The organism is Paracoccus benzoatiresistens, from assembly GCF_026913015.1.
In the GTDB taxonomy this organism is placed as follows: Bacteria; Pseudomonadota; Alphaproteobacteria; order Rhodobacterales; family Rhodobacteraceae; genus Paracoccus; species Paracoccus benzoatiresistens.
In genome coordinates, this window is sequence record NZ_JAPTYD010000016.1 from 57,561 (window position 1) to 72,517 (window position 14,957).

Here is a 14,957-nt window from a genome sequence, read left to right on the forward strand (position 1 = left end):
TTGCGAATATGGAATGTATCCGCGGCCATGTCTACACTCTGAATCCCTCGCCCGAGCACGAGGATATGCTCGCGCAGACCGTGGGCGTGGTGCGGCTGGTCTACAACCTGGCGCTGGAGCAGAGGCGCATCTGGGGCGGCAGGCAGTGCCGCGACGGCAGCCGCCTCCATTTCCACTCCAAGAGTTCCTCGGGCGAGCTGTCCGCGCTGCGCCGCGCCTTCGACTGGATCGGGGCGGTCAGCCAGACCGCGCAGAACCAGGCGCTGGTCGACCTGGACCAGGCCTATGCGAACTTCTTCGCCGGCAAGGCCGGGTATCCCCGCCCGCGCAAGCGCGGCGTGGACGACAGCTTCCGCCAGGCGGGCCGCGAGATCGAGCTCCGGCAACTGAACGGCAAATGGGCGGAGGTGAAGCTGCCCAAGATCGGCTGGATCCGGCTGCGCCTGACCCGGCCGCTGCGCTTGCGCGCCGATGGTCGCCTCGACATCCGCAACGCCGCGGTGCGCCGCCGCTCGGGCGGCGGCTGGGAGATCTCCATCGCCACGCGCTGCGAGATCGCCGATCGCCCGGTGCCTGACAGCGCCGTGGGCATCGACCGCGGCGCGGCCGTGCCTTTCGCGCTGTCCACCGGCGAGATGATCCGGCTGCCAGGCACAGTGAAGCGCCGGGAGCGGGTGATCCGCCGCGCGCAGAAGGATCTGTCGCGCCGCAAGCGCGGCTCGCAGCGTTATGCGAAAGCGCAGCGTCGGCTGGCCAAGCTGAAGGCCCGCGATGCCCGTGCTCGGAGCCATACGGCCCATGTGCTGTCGCGCCGGCTGGTGCGGGATCATGGCATGATCGCCATCGAGGACCTGCAGACCCGCAGCATGACGGCTTCCGCCCGCGGCACGCTGGAGGCGCCGGGCCGCAACGTGGCGCAGAAGGCCGGTCTGAACCGCGCCATCCTCAATGTCGGCTGGCATGCGCTCGAGCGCATGCTGGGCTACAAGCTCACCGAGACCGGCGGCATCCTCGTGAAGGTTCCGGCTGCGTACAGCAGCCAGACCTGCTGCGCCTGCGGACATGTGGACAGGAGGAGCCGCGAAAGCCAAGCGATCTTCGCCTGCACCGCCTGCGGCGCGGCCTCCCATGCCGACACCAATGCGGCGCGGGTCATCCTGCAACGGGCCCTGGCTGGGGCCGATGAGAAAACAGCCGGGCGGGGGAACACTCCGTCCCTGGACGTGGAGGGTAAGGCACTGCCCCCCTGTGAGACGTCAACTCCATCGCGCATGGAGGGGCTCGATGCCACGACATGAGCGAAAGGAAATCCCCGTCCTTCAGGGCGGGGAAGATGTTAAATGTCCGGGACCGCGTCGATAACGGTTGTTCCGGCGGACATAATCGGGAACTCTGTGATCAGCCATCTGGGGCAGGCGCCCGAAGGAGACAGCATATGCGCGCCGTGAAGGCCTTCCTTGGATTGGTCGTGATCCTGGCTGCGGGCGTGGGCGGGCTTTATCTGACCGAGCGGCTGCTGGCGGCACAGGAACCTGCCGAGATCGCCCAGGGAACCAACGCCCCCCTGCGGGTCGAGACCATCACCCCGGAGCTTGTCACCTTTGCCGATGCCGTCACCGCCGTGGGCACGGCGCGCGCCCGCCAGGCCGTGGATCTGGTGGCTGAATCCAGCGGCCGGATCAGTCGCATCGCCTTTCAACCCGGCGACCGGGTCGAGGCAGACGCGGTGCTGGTCGAGCTGGACGACCGCGCCGAACAGGCCAACCTGAAGGCCGCCGAGGCGACCTTGGCCGAGGCGCAGGCGGCCTTTGAACGCCAGCAAAGCCTGAACCGGTCGGGCAGCGCCTCGGACGCCGCCTATCAGACCGCCCGCGCCGCGCTGCTGCGGGCCGAGGCCGAGCGCGACGGCGCCCTGGTGGTCTTGGAGGACCGCAGCCTGCGCGCGCCCTTTGCGGGTGTCATCGGCCTGTCCGACCTGGTGGAAGGCCAGGTGATCGAGACCGCCACCCCCATTGCCACCCTGGACGACCTGTCGGTGATCGAGGTCGATTTCAGCGTCCCGGAAACCCTGCTGCCCCGCCTGGAGCGCGGCCAGCGGGTGGAACTCACCTCGGCCGCCTGGCCCGGGCGGGTGTTTCAAGGCACCATCAGCCGCATCGACAGCCGCGTCGATGCCGCGACCCGCAGCCTGGCCTTGCGGGCCGAGATCGGCAACGACGACCGGGCGCTTGCCGGCGGGATGTTCCTGCAGGTCCGGCTGGTCCTGGACGAGCGGCAACGCCCCGCAATCCCGGAAAACGCGCTGACGGTCGAAGGCGACCGGGTGCTGATCATGCTGGCCGAAGGAAACACCGCCCGGCAGGTGGACATAACCACCGGCCAGCAGCAGGACGGGCTGGTCGAGGTCGTCTCGGGCCTTGCCCCCTCCGCGCGGGTCATCGTGACCAACCTGCATCGCCTGTCCGACGGCAGCGCCATCGAAGCCGTGGCGCAGGAACGGCGGGTCGAGACCACGCCCGCTCTGTCGGAGGGCGGCGGATGAGCCTGCCCAATCTTTCGCTGCGCCGGCCGGTCATGGCCACGGTGCTGAACCTGCTGATCGTGCTGGTCGGCGCCGTCGCCATGTCGCGCCTGCCGGTGCGCGAACTGCCCCAGGTCGAGGCGGCCCAGGTCACCGTTCGCGTGGACTATACCGGCGCCGCCCCCGATGTGGTGGACAGCCAAATCGCCTCGGTGATCGAGGGCGCGCTGGCGGGCGTCAGCGGCGTCACCTCGATGGCCACAGAATCCGAACGCGGGCGGATGCGCACGGTCCTGACCTTCGATTCCAATCGCGACATCGACGCCGCCGCCAACGACGTCCGCAACGCCGTCGAGCGTGTGGTGGGCCGCCTGCCCGAGGAAGCCGAACGCCCTCGCGTGGACAAGAACGACAGCGAAGGCGACCCGGTCGTCCGCCTGTCGCTGTCGAGCCCCGACATGACACCCGTGCAGCTGTCGGATTACGCCACCCGCTTTCTGGTGGACCGCTTCGCCCGCCTGCCGGGCGTGGCCAACACCGCGACCTTCGGGGCCCGCTCTCCTGCCATGCGCATCTGGCTGGACCAGTCGCGCATGGCCGCATACGGCATCACCACCGGCGACATCATCGCGGCGCTGGAATCCAACAATGTCGAACTGCCCGCCGGCGAGATCGAGACCGGCGCCCGGCAACTTCAGGTCCTGGCCCAGACCCGCTTTTCCAGCGCCGAGGCCTTCCGGCAGGTGGTGATCGGAAATGGCGGCCAAGATGGCACCGGCCGCCCCCTGCGTCTTGGCGACGTGGCGCGCATCGAAGAAGGTCCCGAACAGCGCGAGTCGATCTTTCGCGCCAACGGGCTGATCTCGCTGGGCCTAGGCATCCAGCCGCAGGCCCAAGCCAATACCGTCGCCATATCCGAGGCGGTCCGGGCGGAACTGGACCGCATCCGCCCCACCCTGCCCCCGGGCATGAGCCTGGACGTCACCGCCGACGAGGCCGTCTTCATCGAAAGCTCAATCCACCAGGTGCTCAAGGTCTTTGCCGAGGCCGTGGGCCTGGTGATCGCGGTTATCTTCCTGTTCCTCGGATCGATGCGGCTGTCGATGATCCCGGTGGTGACCATCCCGATCTCGGCCCTGGGCGCGGGGCTGGCGATGCTGGTCTTCGGCTTTTCCATCAACATCCTGACGCTGTTCGCGCTGATCCTGGCCATCGGCCTGGTGGTGGACGACGCCATCGTGGTGCTGGAAAACATCCAGCGCCACCGCGCCATGGGCAAGTCGCGATTGCAGGCCGCGCGCGACGGCACGGCCCAGGTCAGCTTTGCCGTGGTCGCCACCACCGCCGTCCTGGTCGCGGTCTTTGTCCCCGTCAGCTTCATGGAAGGCGAGATCGGCAAGCTGTTCGCTGAATTCGGCATCGTGCTGGCCGTGGCCGTGGCCGTGTCGGCGCTGGTCGCGCTGACCCTGTCACCGGTGCTGGCGGCCCGCATCATGCCGCGCGAGGAAAGGCCCAACGTGCTGACCCGCGGCGTGAATCGGGTGATCCACGGGCTGGAGCGGGGCTACGGCGCGGTTCTCGACCGGCTGATCGCCCGACCGGTGCCGATCCTGGCCGTGACCGCCTTTGCCATGGCCGCGGCCTTTGCCATCTACGGGCACCTGCCGCGCCAGTTGACCCCCGATGAGGATCGCGGCCAGATCCGCATCACCGTGACCGCGCCGCAGGGGTCGAACCTGGCCTATACCGACGCGGCCACCCGGAAGGTCGAGGTGCTTCTGGAACCGCTGCGTGCAGACGGCACCGTCACCAATGTCACCACCATCGTCGGCACCTGGGGCGAACTGCGCCGGTCCTTGCTGTTCGTGAACCTGGCCCCCTGGAAGGACCGCGATGTTAGTGTCGAGGCGGTGATCGACAGCCTGCGTCCTGAACTGTCCCGCATCACCGAGGCCGCGACCTTTATCCGCGCCGCGGGGGGCCTTGGCCTGTCCAGCGGGCAGGGCAATATCCGCTGGATGCTGGGCGGGCCGGACATGGCGCGCACCGCCGAATGGGCCGGCGACCTGGCGGCGATGCTGGAGGATGACCCGCGCCTCGCCTCGGTCGAGGTCAGCTATTCGGCCAACCAGCCCGGCGCCAACCTGTCGATCGACCGCACCCGCGCCCAGGATCTGGGGCTTGATGCCGAAACCATCGCGCAGACCCTGCAGGTCCTGTTCGCCTCTCGAAGCGTCGGCGAATATACCCGCGACGGGCGGCAATATCCGGTGATCCTGCAGGCCTCGCCCGAGGATCGCGATTCCGTCCAGGACATGCTGTCGGTGTTCCTGCGCAACGACCGGGGCGACCTGATCCCGCTGTCGGCCTTTGCCAGCATCGCGACCGGCGCCACAGCCCCCGCCGTCAACCGCTACGACCGGTTAATCTCGGTCGAGATGGAGGCAGACCTGGCCCCCGGCACGGATTTGGCCCGTGCCATGGAGGCCGTCGAGGAGGCGATGACGGAGATGCCCGCCGGCGCGGTCCTGGCCTGGGAAGGTCAGGCCAAGGACTACCTGGAAAGCTCGGGCGGGATCGCCGCGGTCTTTGCTATGTCGCTGGTGATCGTCTTTCTGGTCCTGGCGGCGCAGTTCGAAAGCTTCCGCACGCCCCTGACGATCATGCTGACGGTGCCCTTGGGCCTGGCGGGCGCCGTGGGGACGCTGCTGATCACCGCGGGGACGGTCAACATCTTTTCCCAGGTGGGGATGATCCTGCTGATCGGCATCATGGCCAAGAACGGCATCCTGATTGTTGAATTCGCCAACCAGTTGCGCGAGGAAGGAATGTCCCTGCATGACGCCGCGCGCCAGGGCGCCGTCACCCGGCTGCGCCCGGTCATGATGACCACCATCGCCACGGTCCTGGGCGCGGTGCCCCTGGCAATCGCCACCGGCGCAGGCTCGGAAAGCCGCCAGGCCATCGGCACGGTGATCGTGGGCGGGCTGTCCCTGGCCTTCGTGCTGACGCTGTTGCTCACGCCGGTGATCTATGTGCTGATCGAAGGCCTACGTCGCAGGCCGGAGGCGGAACCGGTGGCGGCCGAGTGATGCGTCCCCAAGCCCTGTGTGGAGAGTATTTGAAGTCCAAGGCAGGAGCTTGGTTGTTCGGTAGATATGCGCTATACTGCGGATATGAGCGTCTCCAACCTTTCATGGCAAAGCCTTGGCGATGACGACCAGCCCACCGGGCCTCATCCGGGTGACTGGCTGGCCGCCCAGTCCGGGCTGGCAGTCGAACTGGCCGGGGCGGCCTTGGCCGTCGGTCGTCTGGAGGCGCGGCTGTCCTTGATGGACGACAAGTCCCGTGCGGGAGCCACCCGCCGCATGGCCCTGATCGAGATTGAGGAGATGCTGCGCGCCCAAGGCACCCCCCTCTCACGCGAGGAGATTGGGCTGGACGCTATGGCGGCCCGTGCCGGCACCGACCTGCAGGCCATGGCGCAGGCCCGCTGGGCCCTGCGGCGGCTGGAAGGCCAGTCCGACCCGGCCCGGCTGCGCGATTTCCTGGCGCTGCACCGGGCCGAGGATCGAGCGGATCCGGCATGGTCACCGCGCCCTTCAGGCGGGGATTTCGATGCTGCCGCCGCCGATTTCCTGGAGGCGATGGAGCGGCTTTCAAGGCTGCATCCCCTGGCCCGCGCGCCTGCGTCGCGGATGCTGTGGCGGCTGGCCGATCTCTCGCCCGAGGGAGCTGCGATCGAAGGCGCCGTCTGGGCCGCCCGCGACATGGCACGCGCCACCCCTAGCCTCGCCTTTCTGCCTTTGGGCCGCCATGGCCGGGCCATCTGGGCCGACGGCGGGCCGCCCGACCGGCGCCTGTCGCGCCATCTGGCAGCCGTGGCGCAGGGCGCCTCTGACGCCTGCAGGCTGCTGGACCGCATCGCCGATTGGGCCGAGGCGGCGCGCCAGGCCAGCGCCGCCATCAAGGGCCAGAACCCCGCACGCATCATCGCGGCGCTTGCTGCCCATCCGGTGCTGCACACCGCTCAGGTCGAGGAACTGGCCCAAATCAGCCGCGACACCGCCGAACGCCTGCTGTCGCGGATGCGCCGCATGGGCCTGGTCCGGGAAATCACCGGGGCGCGGCGGTTCCGGCTATGGGCGGCCGGGCTCTAGCGCGCGTCCGCCGCCCGGCGCAGGCGGAGTTGTATAGCAACGCTTGCACATGATAGGAGGCAGCCGACTCTGCAAGACAATCGAAAGCCCTGATGTCCAAGCTGATCCTGCATGTCGGAACCGACACAACGACGATCCAAGATACCTTTGCATTGAACAGACGGTTTCTTGCTGAACCAGGCCTGACCTTCAGGGATGCACTGACTCCGGCCAACTGGATGAGCCTCTCGTGTCGTCTTGTCGGCAGGATTTGATATTGAGAATGGTTGGACGTTCCATGCAACAGATTTCCACTGCCGCCCAGCGGGCTTTCCGGTTCCTGCGGATCTTCAATCTCCACAAGTCCGAAAGAAATCTAATCCGCGCGACCAAGGCTGCGAACCTGTTCGACAAGACATATTATCTTGGCGCCTATCCGCATATTCATCCGCTTTTCAAAAAATTTCCCCTACGGCATTATGCCGTCTACGGCGAGGGACACGGGTTCAGGCCAAATCCTGACTTTTCCCCCTATGCCTATTTGAAATACAATCCCGATGTCCGCGAAGCTGGTATTTCCCCCCTGCTTCATTATGCGCAAACTGGCCGCTTTGAAAGCAGGATATCCAAGGAGCTTCCCCAGGTCGAAAGACTGCCCCTGGACAGAACGCCGAACATTGGTGCCCTGAAGAGAAAATCCAGCCTTTATGCCATTGTCGTGCATGTCTATTATTTCGAACTCTGGCCCGAGTTCGAGAAGATCCTGAAAAGCCTGCCCATCGACTTCGATCTGTATGTCACCTTGGCCTATCGGGGTGAGGCAACGGATGACTGCGAACAGATGATCAAGGAAGCCTTCCCCGATGCCGCCGTGGTTCAGATGGAGAACCGCGGCCGCGACATCCTGCCCTTTGTCGCCCTGGTGAATGCCGGGCTGCTGTCGGGTTACAAGGCGATATGCAAGATCCACACCAAGAAGTCTCCGCATCGCATGGACGGCGATCTGTGGAGGCAGCACCTGATCGAGGGATTGCTGTCGCCGAAGTCCGTCGCGACAAGGCTGGAGCGCTTCCTGTCCGACGATACCCTGTCCGTTTGGGTCGCAGACGGGCAGTATTACAACGATGAGAAATGGTGGGGATCGAATTACGAGGTTACCCAGCAAATCCTGCGTCGCCTCGAGATAGAGCTGGATCGCGCGAATTGTGGCTTTCCCGCGGGTTCGATGTATTGGCTGAAACCAGACATGATCGCCATGATTAAGGCGCTCCAGCTTGGCACTGACAGCTTCGACACCGAATACGGTCAGGTCGATGGAACGGTTGCCCATGGCTTCGAACGGGCCTTGGGGCCCTTGTGCAAGGCCTTTGGCAACGGGATCGTCCAGACGACGGAACTGGATACGGGGCGGCAGAAAGCATCTGTCCGGGCGGTGCCGCGTTACGTCAGCGCGTTCTATCTGCCGCAGTTCCACCCAACCCCGGAAAACGACAGCTGGTGGGGCAGGGGCTTCACCGAGTGGAGAAACGTGGTCACCGCCAGACCCTTGTTCGCAGGTCATACGCAGCCGATGCTTCCCCGGGATCTGGGATTTTACGATCTGCGCCTGCCAGAGGTGATGGGCCGCCAGGCCGAACTTGCACGGCAGGCCGGCATCGACGCGTTCTGTGTTTATCACTACTGGTTCAATGGCCGCAGGATCCTGGAACAGCCGCTGGACAACTTGCTGAAGCGCCCGGAGATCGACTTTCCGTTCTACCTGTGCTGGGCGAATGAAAGCTGGCGGCGCAACTGGGACGGCATGTCCGGGACAGTTCTTCTGGAGCAAAGTTATCCCGAGGGCTTCGAGACCGCCTTTGCGAATGATTGCGCGCCCTACATGCGGGACAAGCGGTATCAGCGCCCAGATGGGTCGCGGCCGCGCTTTGTCATCTATCGCCCCAGCGACCTGCCCGATGCCGCGGCCTCCGTTACCAGGTTGCGGGAGGCGTGGCGGCAGAATGGCGTGGGCGAGGTCGAGATCGGCGCCGTCCTGTTCCACTTGGACCATGACACCGACCGCAAGGACGATTGCTTCGACTTCTGGATCGAAATGCCGCCACATGGCCTAGTGCAGGGAGAGGATTACCTGTTCGGCGGGCCAGGTGGCAATCTTCTTGATCGTGAACCGAAGGGCTCCTTTTCAGGCTTGGTCTACGACTATACCCGCATCGTCCAGACCTCCGTCTCGGACAGATATGCGCAATCCCTTCCAGCCAATACCATCAGGGGCGTGATGCCGTCTTGGGACAATACGGCACGACGGGGTGACAAAGCCCATATCGCCTATGGCGCCAATCCCGCGTCCTTCAATCTCTGGCTGCGATCACTGGCGGAAACGGGGCTGGACCGATCCTATCGGTGCGAGCTGTTCATCAACGCTTGGAACGAATGGGCGGAAAAGGCGGTGCTGGAGCCCAGCATGACCTACGAGGATCTGTATCTTCGAGTGTTGTCGCGCTTTTGCAGGACTGGCAATTGAGGGAGCGCCTGGCCTCTTGCCCGGCCGTGTAAGACCGGCCGGGCATAGGTGTCAGTCCCCATCCTTGGCGCGGCCCATCGCCACCTGGCGGGTCAGGCCAATCCAATCGGCAATAGTCAGATCCTCTCGGAACAGCAGGGTGTCCGGTGCGGCGGGCGGCGAAAGCGTTGTGCCCGGCTGATTAGCCTGAAGCCATCCGGCTAGCTTGTCGTTGTCTGCGGCAAAGGTCTCCTCGATCTGCCTGTACTGCGCGCGGCTGTAAAGCGTCGTGCGCTTCCTGCCGTGCCGCTCGCGGATGTGGTCAAGGGACGTCTGGAACGCCCTGACCAGTCCCGCTCCGCTGGGGGACGGCCAGCGGGTCGAATGGGCCAGCCAGGTTGCCAAGGGATCCGGCGAAACGTCGGCCTCGCGCGGTTCGAGGTCCTGCAGATCCGCGAAGCGCAGCGGTGAACCCATGAGATCGAGAAACAGCCCCGCCACCCCGTCAGGATGGCACCGGGTCGCTTCATGGTCCAAAATCACCAGCTGATCGGGCGAAAACCCCGTCAGCACATGGTCGATCACCTTGCCATGGTCCACCCAGAGACCCGAGGCAAGGTGCTGCGCTAGAGCGGCCTCCAGGAACGGCTCAAAGCGCGGGGCTTTGCCGATCACCGCGAGCTGCAGCCAGATCGACTGGATGTAATCCGCCTGGTGACGCACGGTATAGACGATCCGCACATCCTCGAATGGGGCAAGGCGATGGGCAAGGTCGCGCATATCGACATGCTGCGGCTTGGCGCGGGAAAAGACCTCCGCGGACAAGAGCACCGTTCCCTTGCGGTGCGCATGCTGCCTGACGAAGCGGTCAAAGAACGCCTCATGCGGGTTCTTGCCCAGCAGCCGATCCACGAGGCTTCGGCTTCCATAATGGTGGGCGCCGATCGCGGGGGTGTCGATCCAAGGCGTCACAAGGATGTGGTGCGCGGGGTTCGGCCCGACGTCAGGATAGAGGATTCCGTGTTCCGCAAGAAGCTGGCGGTTGCCGTGAAACAGTTTCTGAAGATAACTGATGGCCGTCGTATAGGCGCCAATATGCAATAGCAGTCGTGCCAAGAGAGCGATTCCTTGCGATCCGGTTAGCGGGACAAATGGCGCAGCGTGCCAAGCCAGAAATCCTCGCCAAGCTGGTTGCGATAAAACAGCCGCGGCGCATTTTCCGGTGTCTCGGCCAGTTCGAACTCTGGCTGAAAAGGCCGGATGCGTTCCAGAAGGCGTCGGTTCAAGGGGACGAACGTTTCCCGCAGCCGGTTCATCTCGGGGCGCGAGAAGATGGTGGTCCGCGTGCCGGGGGGAAGGCATTCGGCGATGCAGTCGCACAGCCGCTGTACGAGCTGCGGCTGAGCCACCTGGGGATGGGACATCTCGTTGGCCAGCAGGTTCGCGAGGGGCGGCAGCGACACATTTGCCCGGCCTGCATTGAGGCGGGCGACATGATCGTCGTCCAGGGTCACGCCGATTTCCTGCAGGAACACCCCGAGGATGCCCCTTTCCGATCGCACGGCCGCGTCATAGGAAACGAACCGGATCTGGTCGGCCCGGAAGCCGGTCAGAAGATGGTCGTAGAGAAGATTGTAATCGACCGCAAAACCGGCAATCAGCGATCCTTCCAGCGCGCGGTGGAACATCGCCCCCCAGGGTCCGACCACAAAGCCGCGAGACAGTTCCTGATAGATCGACTGGACGAACCCGGCTTGGTTGCGAAGCGTGCAGATGATCCGCACATCGTCGAAGCCCTGTGTGAGGCGTGCCAGATCGGCCATGTCCACGCAGGTCGGCTGCAGCCGCGACAGTTCCTCGGACGAGACGAAGACCGTCTGGTCGCCGCCACCATATGCCGCCGCCAGGTCTCGCCAGGCCTGCCGCGGGTCTGCGATGCTGTATTGGGCAGGAAGATTGACCCAGGCCGTGGCCAGGCTATGCTGGCCATGGGCGACGCCGATTTGTGGATAGATCACCCCATGTTGCCTCAGCAGGGTTCGATTTCGGTGAAAGCTGTCCTGGATGTGGGTTGTCGCCGTCTTGTGCGTGCCGACATGAATGATCAGGCGCGACATGCTATGCAGCGTCCTGCCGGGTGCCGGCGCCCGCAACTGGCTGGGTACGGTTCATCATGGTGTTTCCGCAATCTCCTGCTTCGGAAAGTCGCCTTGGCGCGGCCTGCGGGCTGCGATGGCGGCCCGCGCCGATCTGTTTCGCGCCACTCTCTACTATCAGCGAGGGCAAAGGCCAAGCTGGCGATGGTTGGGCCTCCGGCAAGGCGCCGCTTGTCCGTTCTTTACCGTCAGGACCGATCAGGCATCTTCCGAAGAAGTGTTATACCAGGTAGTTCAGCTTGAGCTCGACGGTCCCGTCGCATTCACGACGGCAACAAGGCAGACCCGAAAAGCTACCCGAGGGCTTCTCAGACCCGGGTTCTGACCTGGTCGAAGTCACTGTCGTAAAGGATGCGGGCAAACTGGGCTGCTTCAGGCGCGCGTTGCAACGATGTCTTGGGAAACTTCCCCTGCCATTCTCCGCGCTTGAATCGGAAATCCACCACATCGGCCTGATCGAAGTCCACGTCCTCGGCATAGTGTTCCCGCCGCAGCCACTTGAGCTTTTCGACCTGACCGAAATCGATCTCCTTGAGACCGGTTTCCCGCGCGGCCGCGTTCAAGGCGACGTTCAAATCGCATTCATCCATGTTGATGGTGATGATCTTGCGGAAAGGCTGGTGCCAGATTGGCTGTTCCTGCTTGCAGACATGCATGTCCAGCCCGCCGTCGAGCTTCAAGGAAAGGCCGGAAAGGGCTGTGGTGTAATCCCTCAGGGACAGTCCTTTCTGCTTCATGTCGATGCCCAGCCGCTCGGCTACAAGTTCATCAATCAAGGAATATTCGACCGAGTGTCGAAAGGAGGCGATCATGCGCTTGAGAGGGTCGCGGGTAACCTTGATAAGCGTCCATCCTTCAGGACCGTCACTAAGCAATTGACGTACACGCCCTGCGCGAGCCTGGCTCTGCTCATAAACACGGGCGCGGAAGCTATGCGGCCACCGATGAAATTGATTAGCAGCGTGAAGCAGGTTCTCCTGTAGAAGAAACCACACTAAAACATGTGAGCATCCTGCTTTCGGAGACCAGCTAATAGCGACATTCTGGCGCGTGGAGAGAAACGCGCGAGGCTCAACCGTCAGGTAGTTCATGAAGTGAAGACGTCCTTGAGACTGGTGCAGTCAATTAGCAGAATTTGTTCCACTTTCCGGTGGAAGAGGCGTTCGTGGATGTATTCCAGCTTCGTTCTTATCATGTGTCCATCTTAGGCGTCCGTTTGTACAAACACTATGGGTGATTTCCGGCCGATCGCCCTGGCAACATTTCGGTGTGGTTCATGCGTTAGCAGCAACCGCCTCCAGTGATCAAAACCTCCCAAGGGCCACCAGCATCCAGAAGGCCAAACGGTCCCGGCGGCCTTGGTGATAGATGCCCGACCGGCGCAATCCGGCGATCTTCTGCGGCAGGGGCGCCGAAAGCGCCCTTGTGAAGGCGTCAAGGCAGCGGCGGTTTTCCGGTGTCAGAAAAGCCGCGCCGGCCCGGAGCGCGGCGCTGTTCTGCCATGCCCAGCTTTTGTATCGTCCGCCCAGATGCTCCCGGATTCTGGCGGAAAGCGCCCGCAGACCCCGGTCCAGACCGATGACATTGCTGTCATGCTGCCGGTAAAGGACGCCGGGTGCGGCGTCCAGGATCGCCGCGCCCCCAGCTCCGGTGATCATCTGATAGGCCCACCAGTCATGGACCGGCACAGGCCCTACCTGGCATTCGGCCTTTTGCAGAAGATGTGCGGCAGCAGAAGTCATGACCATGGTATTGCCGCTGAGCATGTTCTGCACCAGGGCATTGCGGAACGCCAGGGGCGCAGCCGGCTGCTCCGACAGCCCGATCGGCTTCAGGTTTTCGTCGCATATCTGCATGCGGCAGCCATAGACGGCCAGGGAAACGGAAAGCCGCGACAGGATCTCTAAGGCACGCGACAGATGATCCTGCTCCCAGACATCGTCCTGGTCGCTGAAAGCCAGATAGCTGCATCCCAGATCCGCTTGGCGCAGGAGGCTGCGGAAGTTCTCGGTTGCGCCTCTGCCCGGACCCTCGACTAGGGTGACCTGTCCTTCGGGACGCGTGCGGATGAAGTCACCGATGATCTGCCGGCTGCGATCGGTCGAGGAATCATCCGAAATCAGCAGCCGCCAGTCGCGATGACTTTGTCTGGCGATGCTGGCAAGCTGATCGACCAAGAAACGCTCACCATTATGAGTGGCCATCAAGATCAGGACGTCTGGCAACGTAGTCTTTCTAAACTGGGCGCATCATATGATCATCTTGAAAGACTCCGCTGCCCTAACCCCTATACGTTGTCAAGTTACGTCGGCGTATAGCAGTGCCGAGTTCTTCTTCTGTTTTCGGTAAGAATCGCGTCGTATTGTATACGCGCAAGGTGTCTTTCTCTTGGGTTTCGCAGTACCCAAGGAGCCGAGTGTTATGGCTGCCGGAAAGCACTGAACAAGGAAGGGACGCGAGCTGGTTTGCGGGACGTGTGCAGACTGCGCAGTTTCGATCGGCAGCGCCTTGAGAGTCTTCGGCCCCTGCTCGAGCATCCACATGAATCCGCTTGAGGTGCTGACCGCCGCCGATGTCATCCAGCCGGGCGAGGCGGCGGACGGCGCGGGCGGCGATCCCGCCCCGCGCGACATGCCGGTCTGCCAGGTCATAGGGCTTCTCGCGGACAAGACTGCCCTGCCGGTCCAGGGTGGCGGCTATATCACCCGCGACGCGGTGCTTGCGCGGCTGATCGACCCACGGGGTTGATCAGCTGTTCTGCAGGTCGCGGTGATAGCGGATCAGCAGCGCCAGCCCCAGAGCATAGACCAGCAGCGCCACGCCCAGGACATAGGCGGGGCTGACATAATCTCCGGCATAGGAGGGATAGAAGGACTTGCGCATCTGCCCGACGATATGGACCAGCGGGTTGTACCACAGGTAATCGGCAGCGGGCGTGGGGATGTCGTCATAGACGAACAGCACGCACGAGACCAGGAACAACGGCCGGTTCAGGATCGCCCAGACCTGCTGCCACCAGGGAAAGGCCTCGTTCAGGAAACAGTTCATCACGCCCACGGCCGCGCCGAAGCAAAAAGCCAAGAACAGCGACAGCGCGATCCCTTCGGCCTGGGGATCGGTCCGGGTGTGCTGGAAGAACAGGATTGCCGCGAAGATCAGATAAGCCACCAGCAACTGCGTAATGGCGTTCATGATCATCCGCGCCAGAAGCGCGTCCATGAAGGTCACCGCGGGATAGGCCAGCAGGGTCTTGGAATACTGAATGGATTGCGCAACCTTGGTGGAAATTGACATGTAGAACATGAACGGCACCATGCCCGTCGCATAGAAGATCGGGAAGTTGGTGCCGATCGGCGGCTTGGCCAGAACCAGCGAAAAGACCAGCGTCAGCAGCACGATGCCCGCCACCGGCTCGGCGATGGCCCACAGATAACCGCCCGCGGACCGCCCGTTGGTCGTGGACATCTCGCGCAGGACAAGGGCGCTGATGGCCCGCAAGGTGGAAAAGGACCGGTGCCGGTGCGACAGGCGCAGCGACTCGGACGAGCCGGGGTCCACCGCGGGCGAGGGAAAGGTGATCTTGGACATAGGCTGTGACCTGCCGCTTGTCTGTTCACGCCCCCGTCAGGGCGCTGGAACTG

The 14,957-nt window shown here is 63.8% G+C and carries 13 protein-coding genes; 8 read left to right on the forward strand and 5 right to left on the reverse strand.

From position 1 onward, the window contains the following. The first annotated feature begins 8 nt into the window (after nucleotides 1-8). From OU682_RS12465 to OU682_RS12490, 6 genes are all read left to right on the forward strand, one after another. Nucleotides 9-1,298: an RNA-guided endonuclease InsQ/TnpB family protein gene (locus OU682_RS12465; RefSeq protein ID WP_268942468.1), complete on the forward strand. Its 1,290-nt coding sequence runs from the start codon at nucleotides 9-11 to the stop codon at nucleotides 1,296-1,298. A 137-nt stretch (nucleotides 1,299-1,435) separates the two neighbouring features. Further along, on the forward strand, nucleotides 1,436-2,542 hold the full coding sequence (locus OU682_RS12470; RefSeq protein WP_268942454.1) for an efflux RND transporter periplasmic adaptor subunit: 1,107 nt from the start codon (nucleotides 1,436-1,438) through the stop codon (nucleotides 2,540-2,542). Then, a complete protein-coding gene (locus OU682_RS12475; RefSeq protein ID WP_268942455.1) occupies nucleotides 2,539-5,613 on the forward strand; it encodes an efflux RND transporter permease subunit in 3,075 nt (1,024 codons plus the stop codon). The genes OU682_RS12470 and OU682_RS12475 overlap by 4 nt, the downstream gene beginning before the upstream one ends. Before the next feature lie 84 nt (nucleotides 5,614-5,697). Continuing rightward, nucleotides 5,698-6,681 carry a helix-turn-helix domain-containing protein gene (locus OU682_RS12480; RefSeq protein WP_268942456.1) on the forward strand — a complete coding sequence of 328 codons (984 nt, stop codon included), beginning with the start codon at nucleotides 5,698-5,700 and terminating at the stop codon, nucleotides 6,679-6,681. Nucleotides 6,682-6,773: 92 nt separating this feature from the next. Continuing rightward, nucleotides 6,774-6,935 carry a hypothetical protein gene (locus OU682_RS12485; RefSeq protein ID WP_268942457.1) on the forward strand — a complete coding sequence of 54 codons (162 nt, stop codon included), beginning with the start codon at nucleotides 6,774-6,776 and terminating at the stop codon, nucleotides 6,933-6,935. A gap of 23 nt (nucleotides 6,936-6,958) precedes the next feature. Continuing rightward, entirely contained in the window at nucleotides 6,959-9,181 is a 2,223-nt protein-coding gene (locus OU682_RS12490; protein WP_268942459.1) for a glycoside hydrolase family 99-like domain-containing protein, read from the forward strand. Between the two features lie 51 nt (nucleotides 9,182-9,232). On the opposite strand, the gene OU682_RS12495 is transcribed toward OU682_RS12490, so the two are convergent. Further along, nucleotides 9,233-9,901 (reverse strand): hypothetical protein, encoded by a 669-nt coding sequence (locus tag OU682_RS12495; RefSeq protein WP_268942460.1) that lies wholly within the window; start codon nucleotides 9,899-9,901, stop codon nucleotides 9,233-9,235. A 21-nt stretch (nucleotides 9,902-9,922) separates the two neighbouring features. Here OU682_RS12495 and OU682_RS12500 point away from each other — a divergent pair, with 21 nt between their 5' ends. After that, nucleotides 9,923-10,264 carry a hypothetical protein gene (locus OU682_RS12500; RefSeq protein ID WP_268942461.1) on the forward strand — a complete coding sequence of 114 codons (342 nt, stop codon included), beginning with the start codon at nucleotides 9,923-9,925 and terminating at the stop codon, nucleotides 10,262-10,264. Between the two features lie 35 nt (nucleotides 10,265-10,299). Here the strand turns inward: OU682_RS12500 and OU682_RS12505 are convergent, their stop codons facing one another. The 3 genes from OU682_RS12505 to OU682_RS12515 form a co-directional block, all read right to left on the reverse strand. Beyond that, nucleotides 10,300-11,277, reverse strand: coding sequence for a hypothetical protein (locus OU682_RS12505; protein WP_268942463.1), 978 nt, complete (start codon nucleotides 11,275-11,277; stop codon nucleotides 10,300-10,302). A gap of 347 nt (nucleotides 11,278-11,624) precedes the next feature. After that, nucleotides 11,625-12,407 carry a hypothetical protein gene (locus OU682_RS12510; protein WP_268942464.1) on the reverse strand — a complete coding sequence of 261 codons (783 nt, stop codon included), beginning with the start codon at nucleotides 12,405-12,407 and terminating at the stop codon, nucleotides 11,625-11,627. A gap of 213 nt (nucleotides 12,408-12,620) precedes the next feature. Beyond that, nucleotides 12,621-13,520, reverse strand: a complete 900-nt coding sequence (locus OU682_RS12515) for a glycosyltransferase (protein WP_268942469.1) — start codon at nucleotides 13,518-13,520, stop codon at nucleotides 12,621-12,623. Nucleotides 13,521-13,857: 337 nt separating this feature from the next. Here OU682_RS12515 and OU682_RS12520 point away from each other — a divergent pair, with 337 nt between their 5' ends. After that, entirely contained in the window at nucleotides 13,858-14,064 is a 207-nt protein-coding gene (locus OU682_RS12520; protein ID WP_268942465.1) for a hypothetical protein, read from the forward strand. On the opposite strand, the gene OU682_RS12525 is transcribed toward OU682_RS12520, so the two are convergent. Continuing rightward, entirely contained in the window at nucleotides 14,065-14,904 is an 840-nt protein-coding gene (locus OU682_RS12525) for an ABC transporter permease (protein WP_268942466.1), read from the reverse strand. It lies immediately after the preceding gene. Nucleotides 14,905-14,957: the final 53 nt, after the last annotated feature.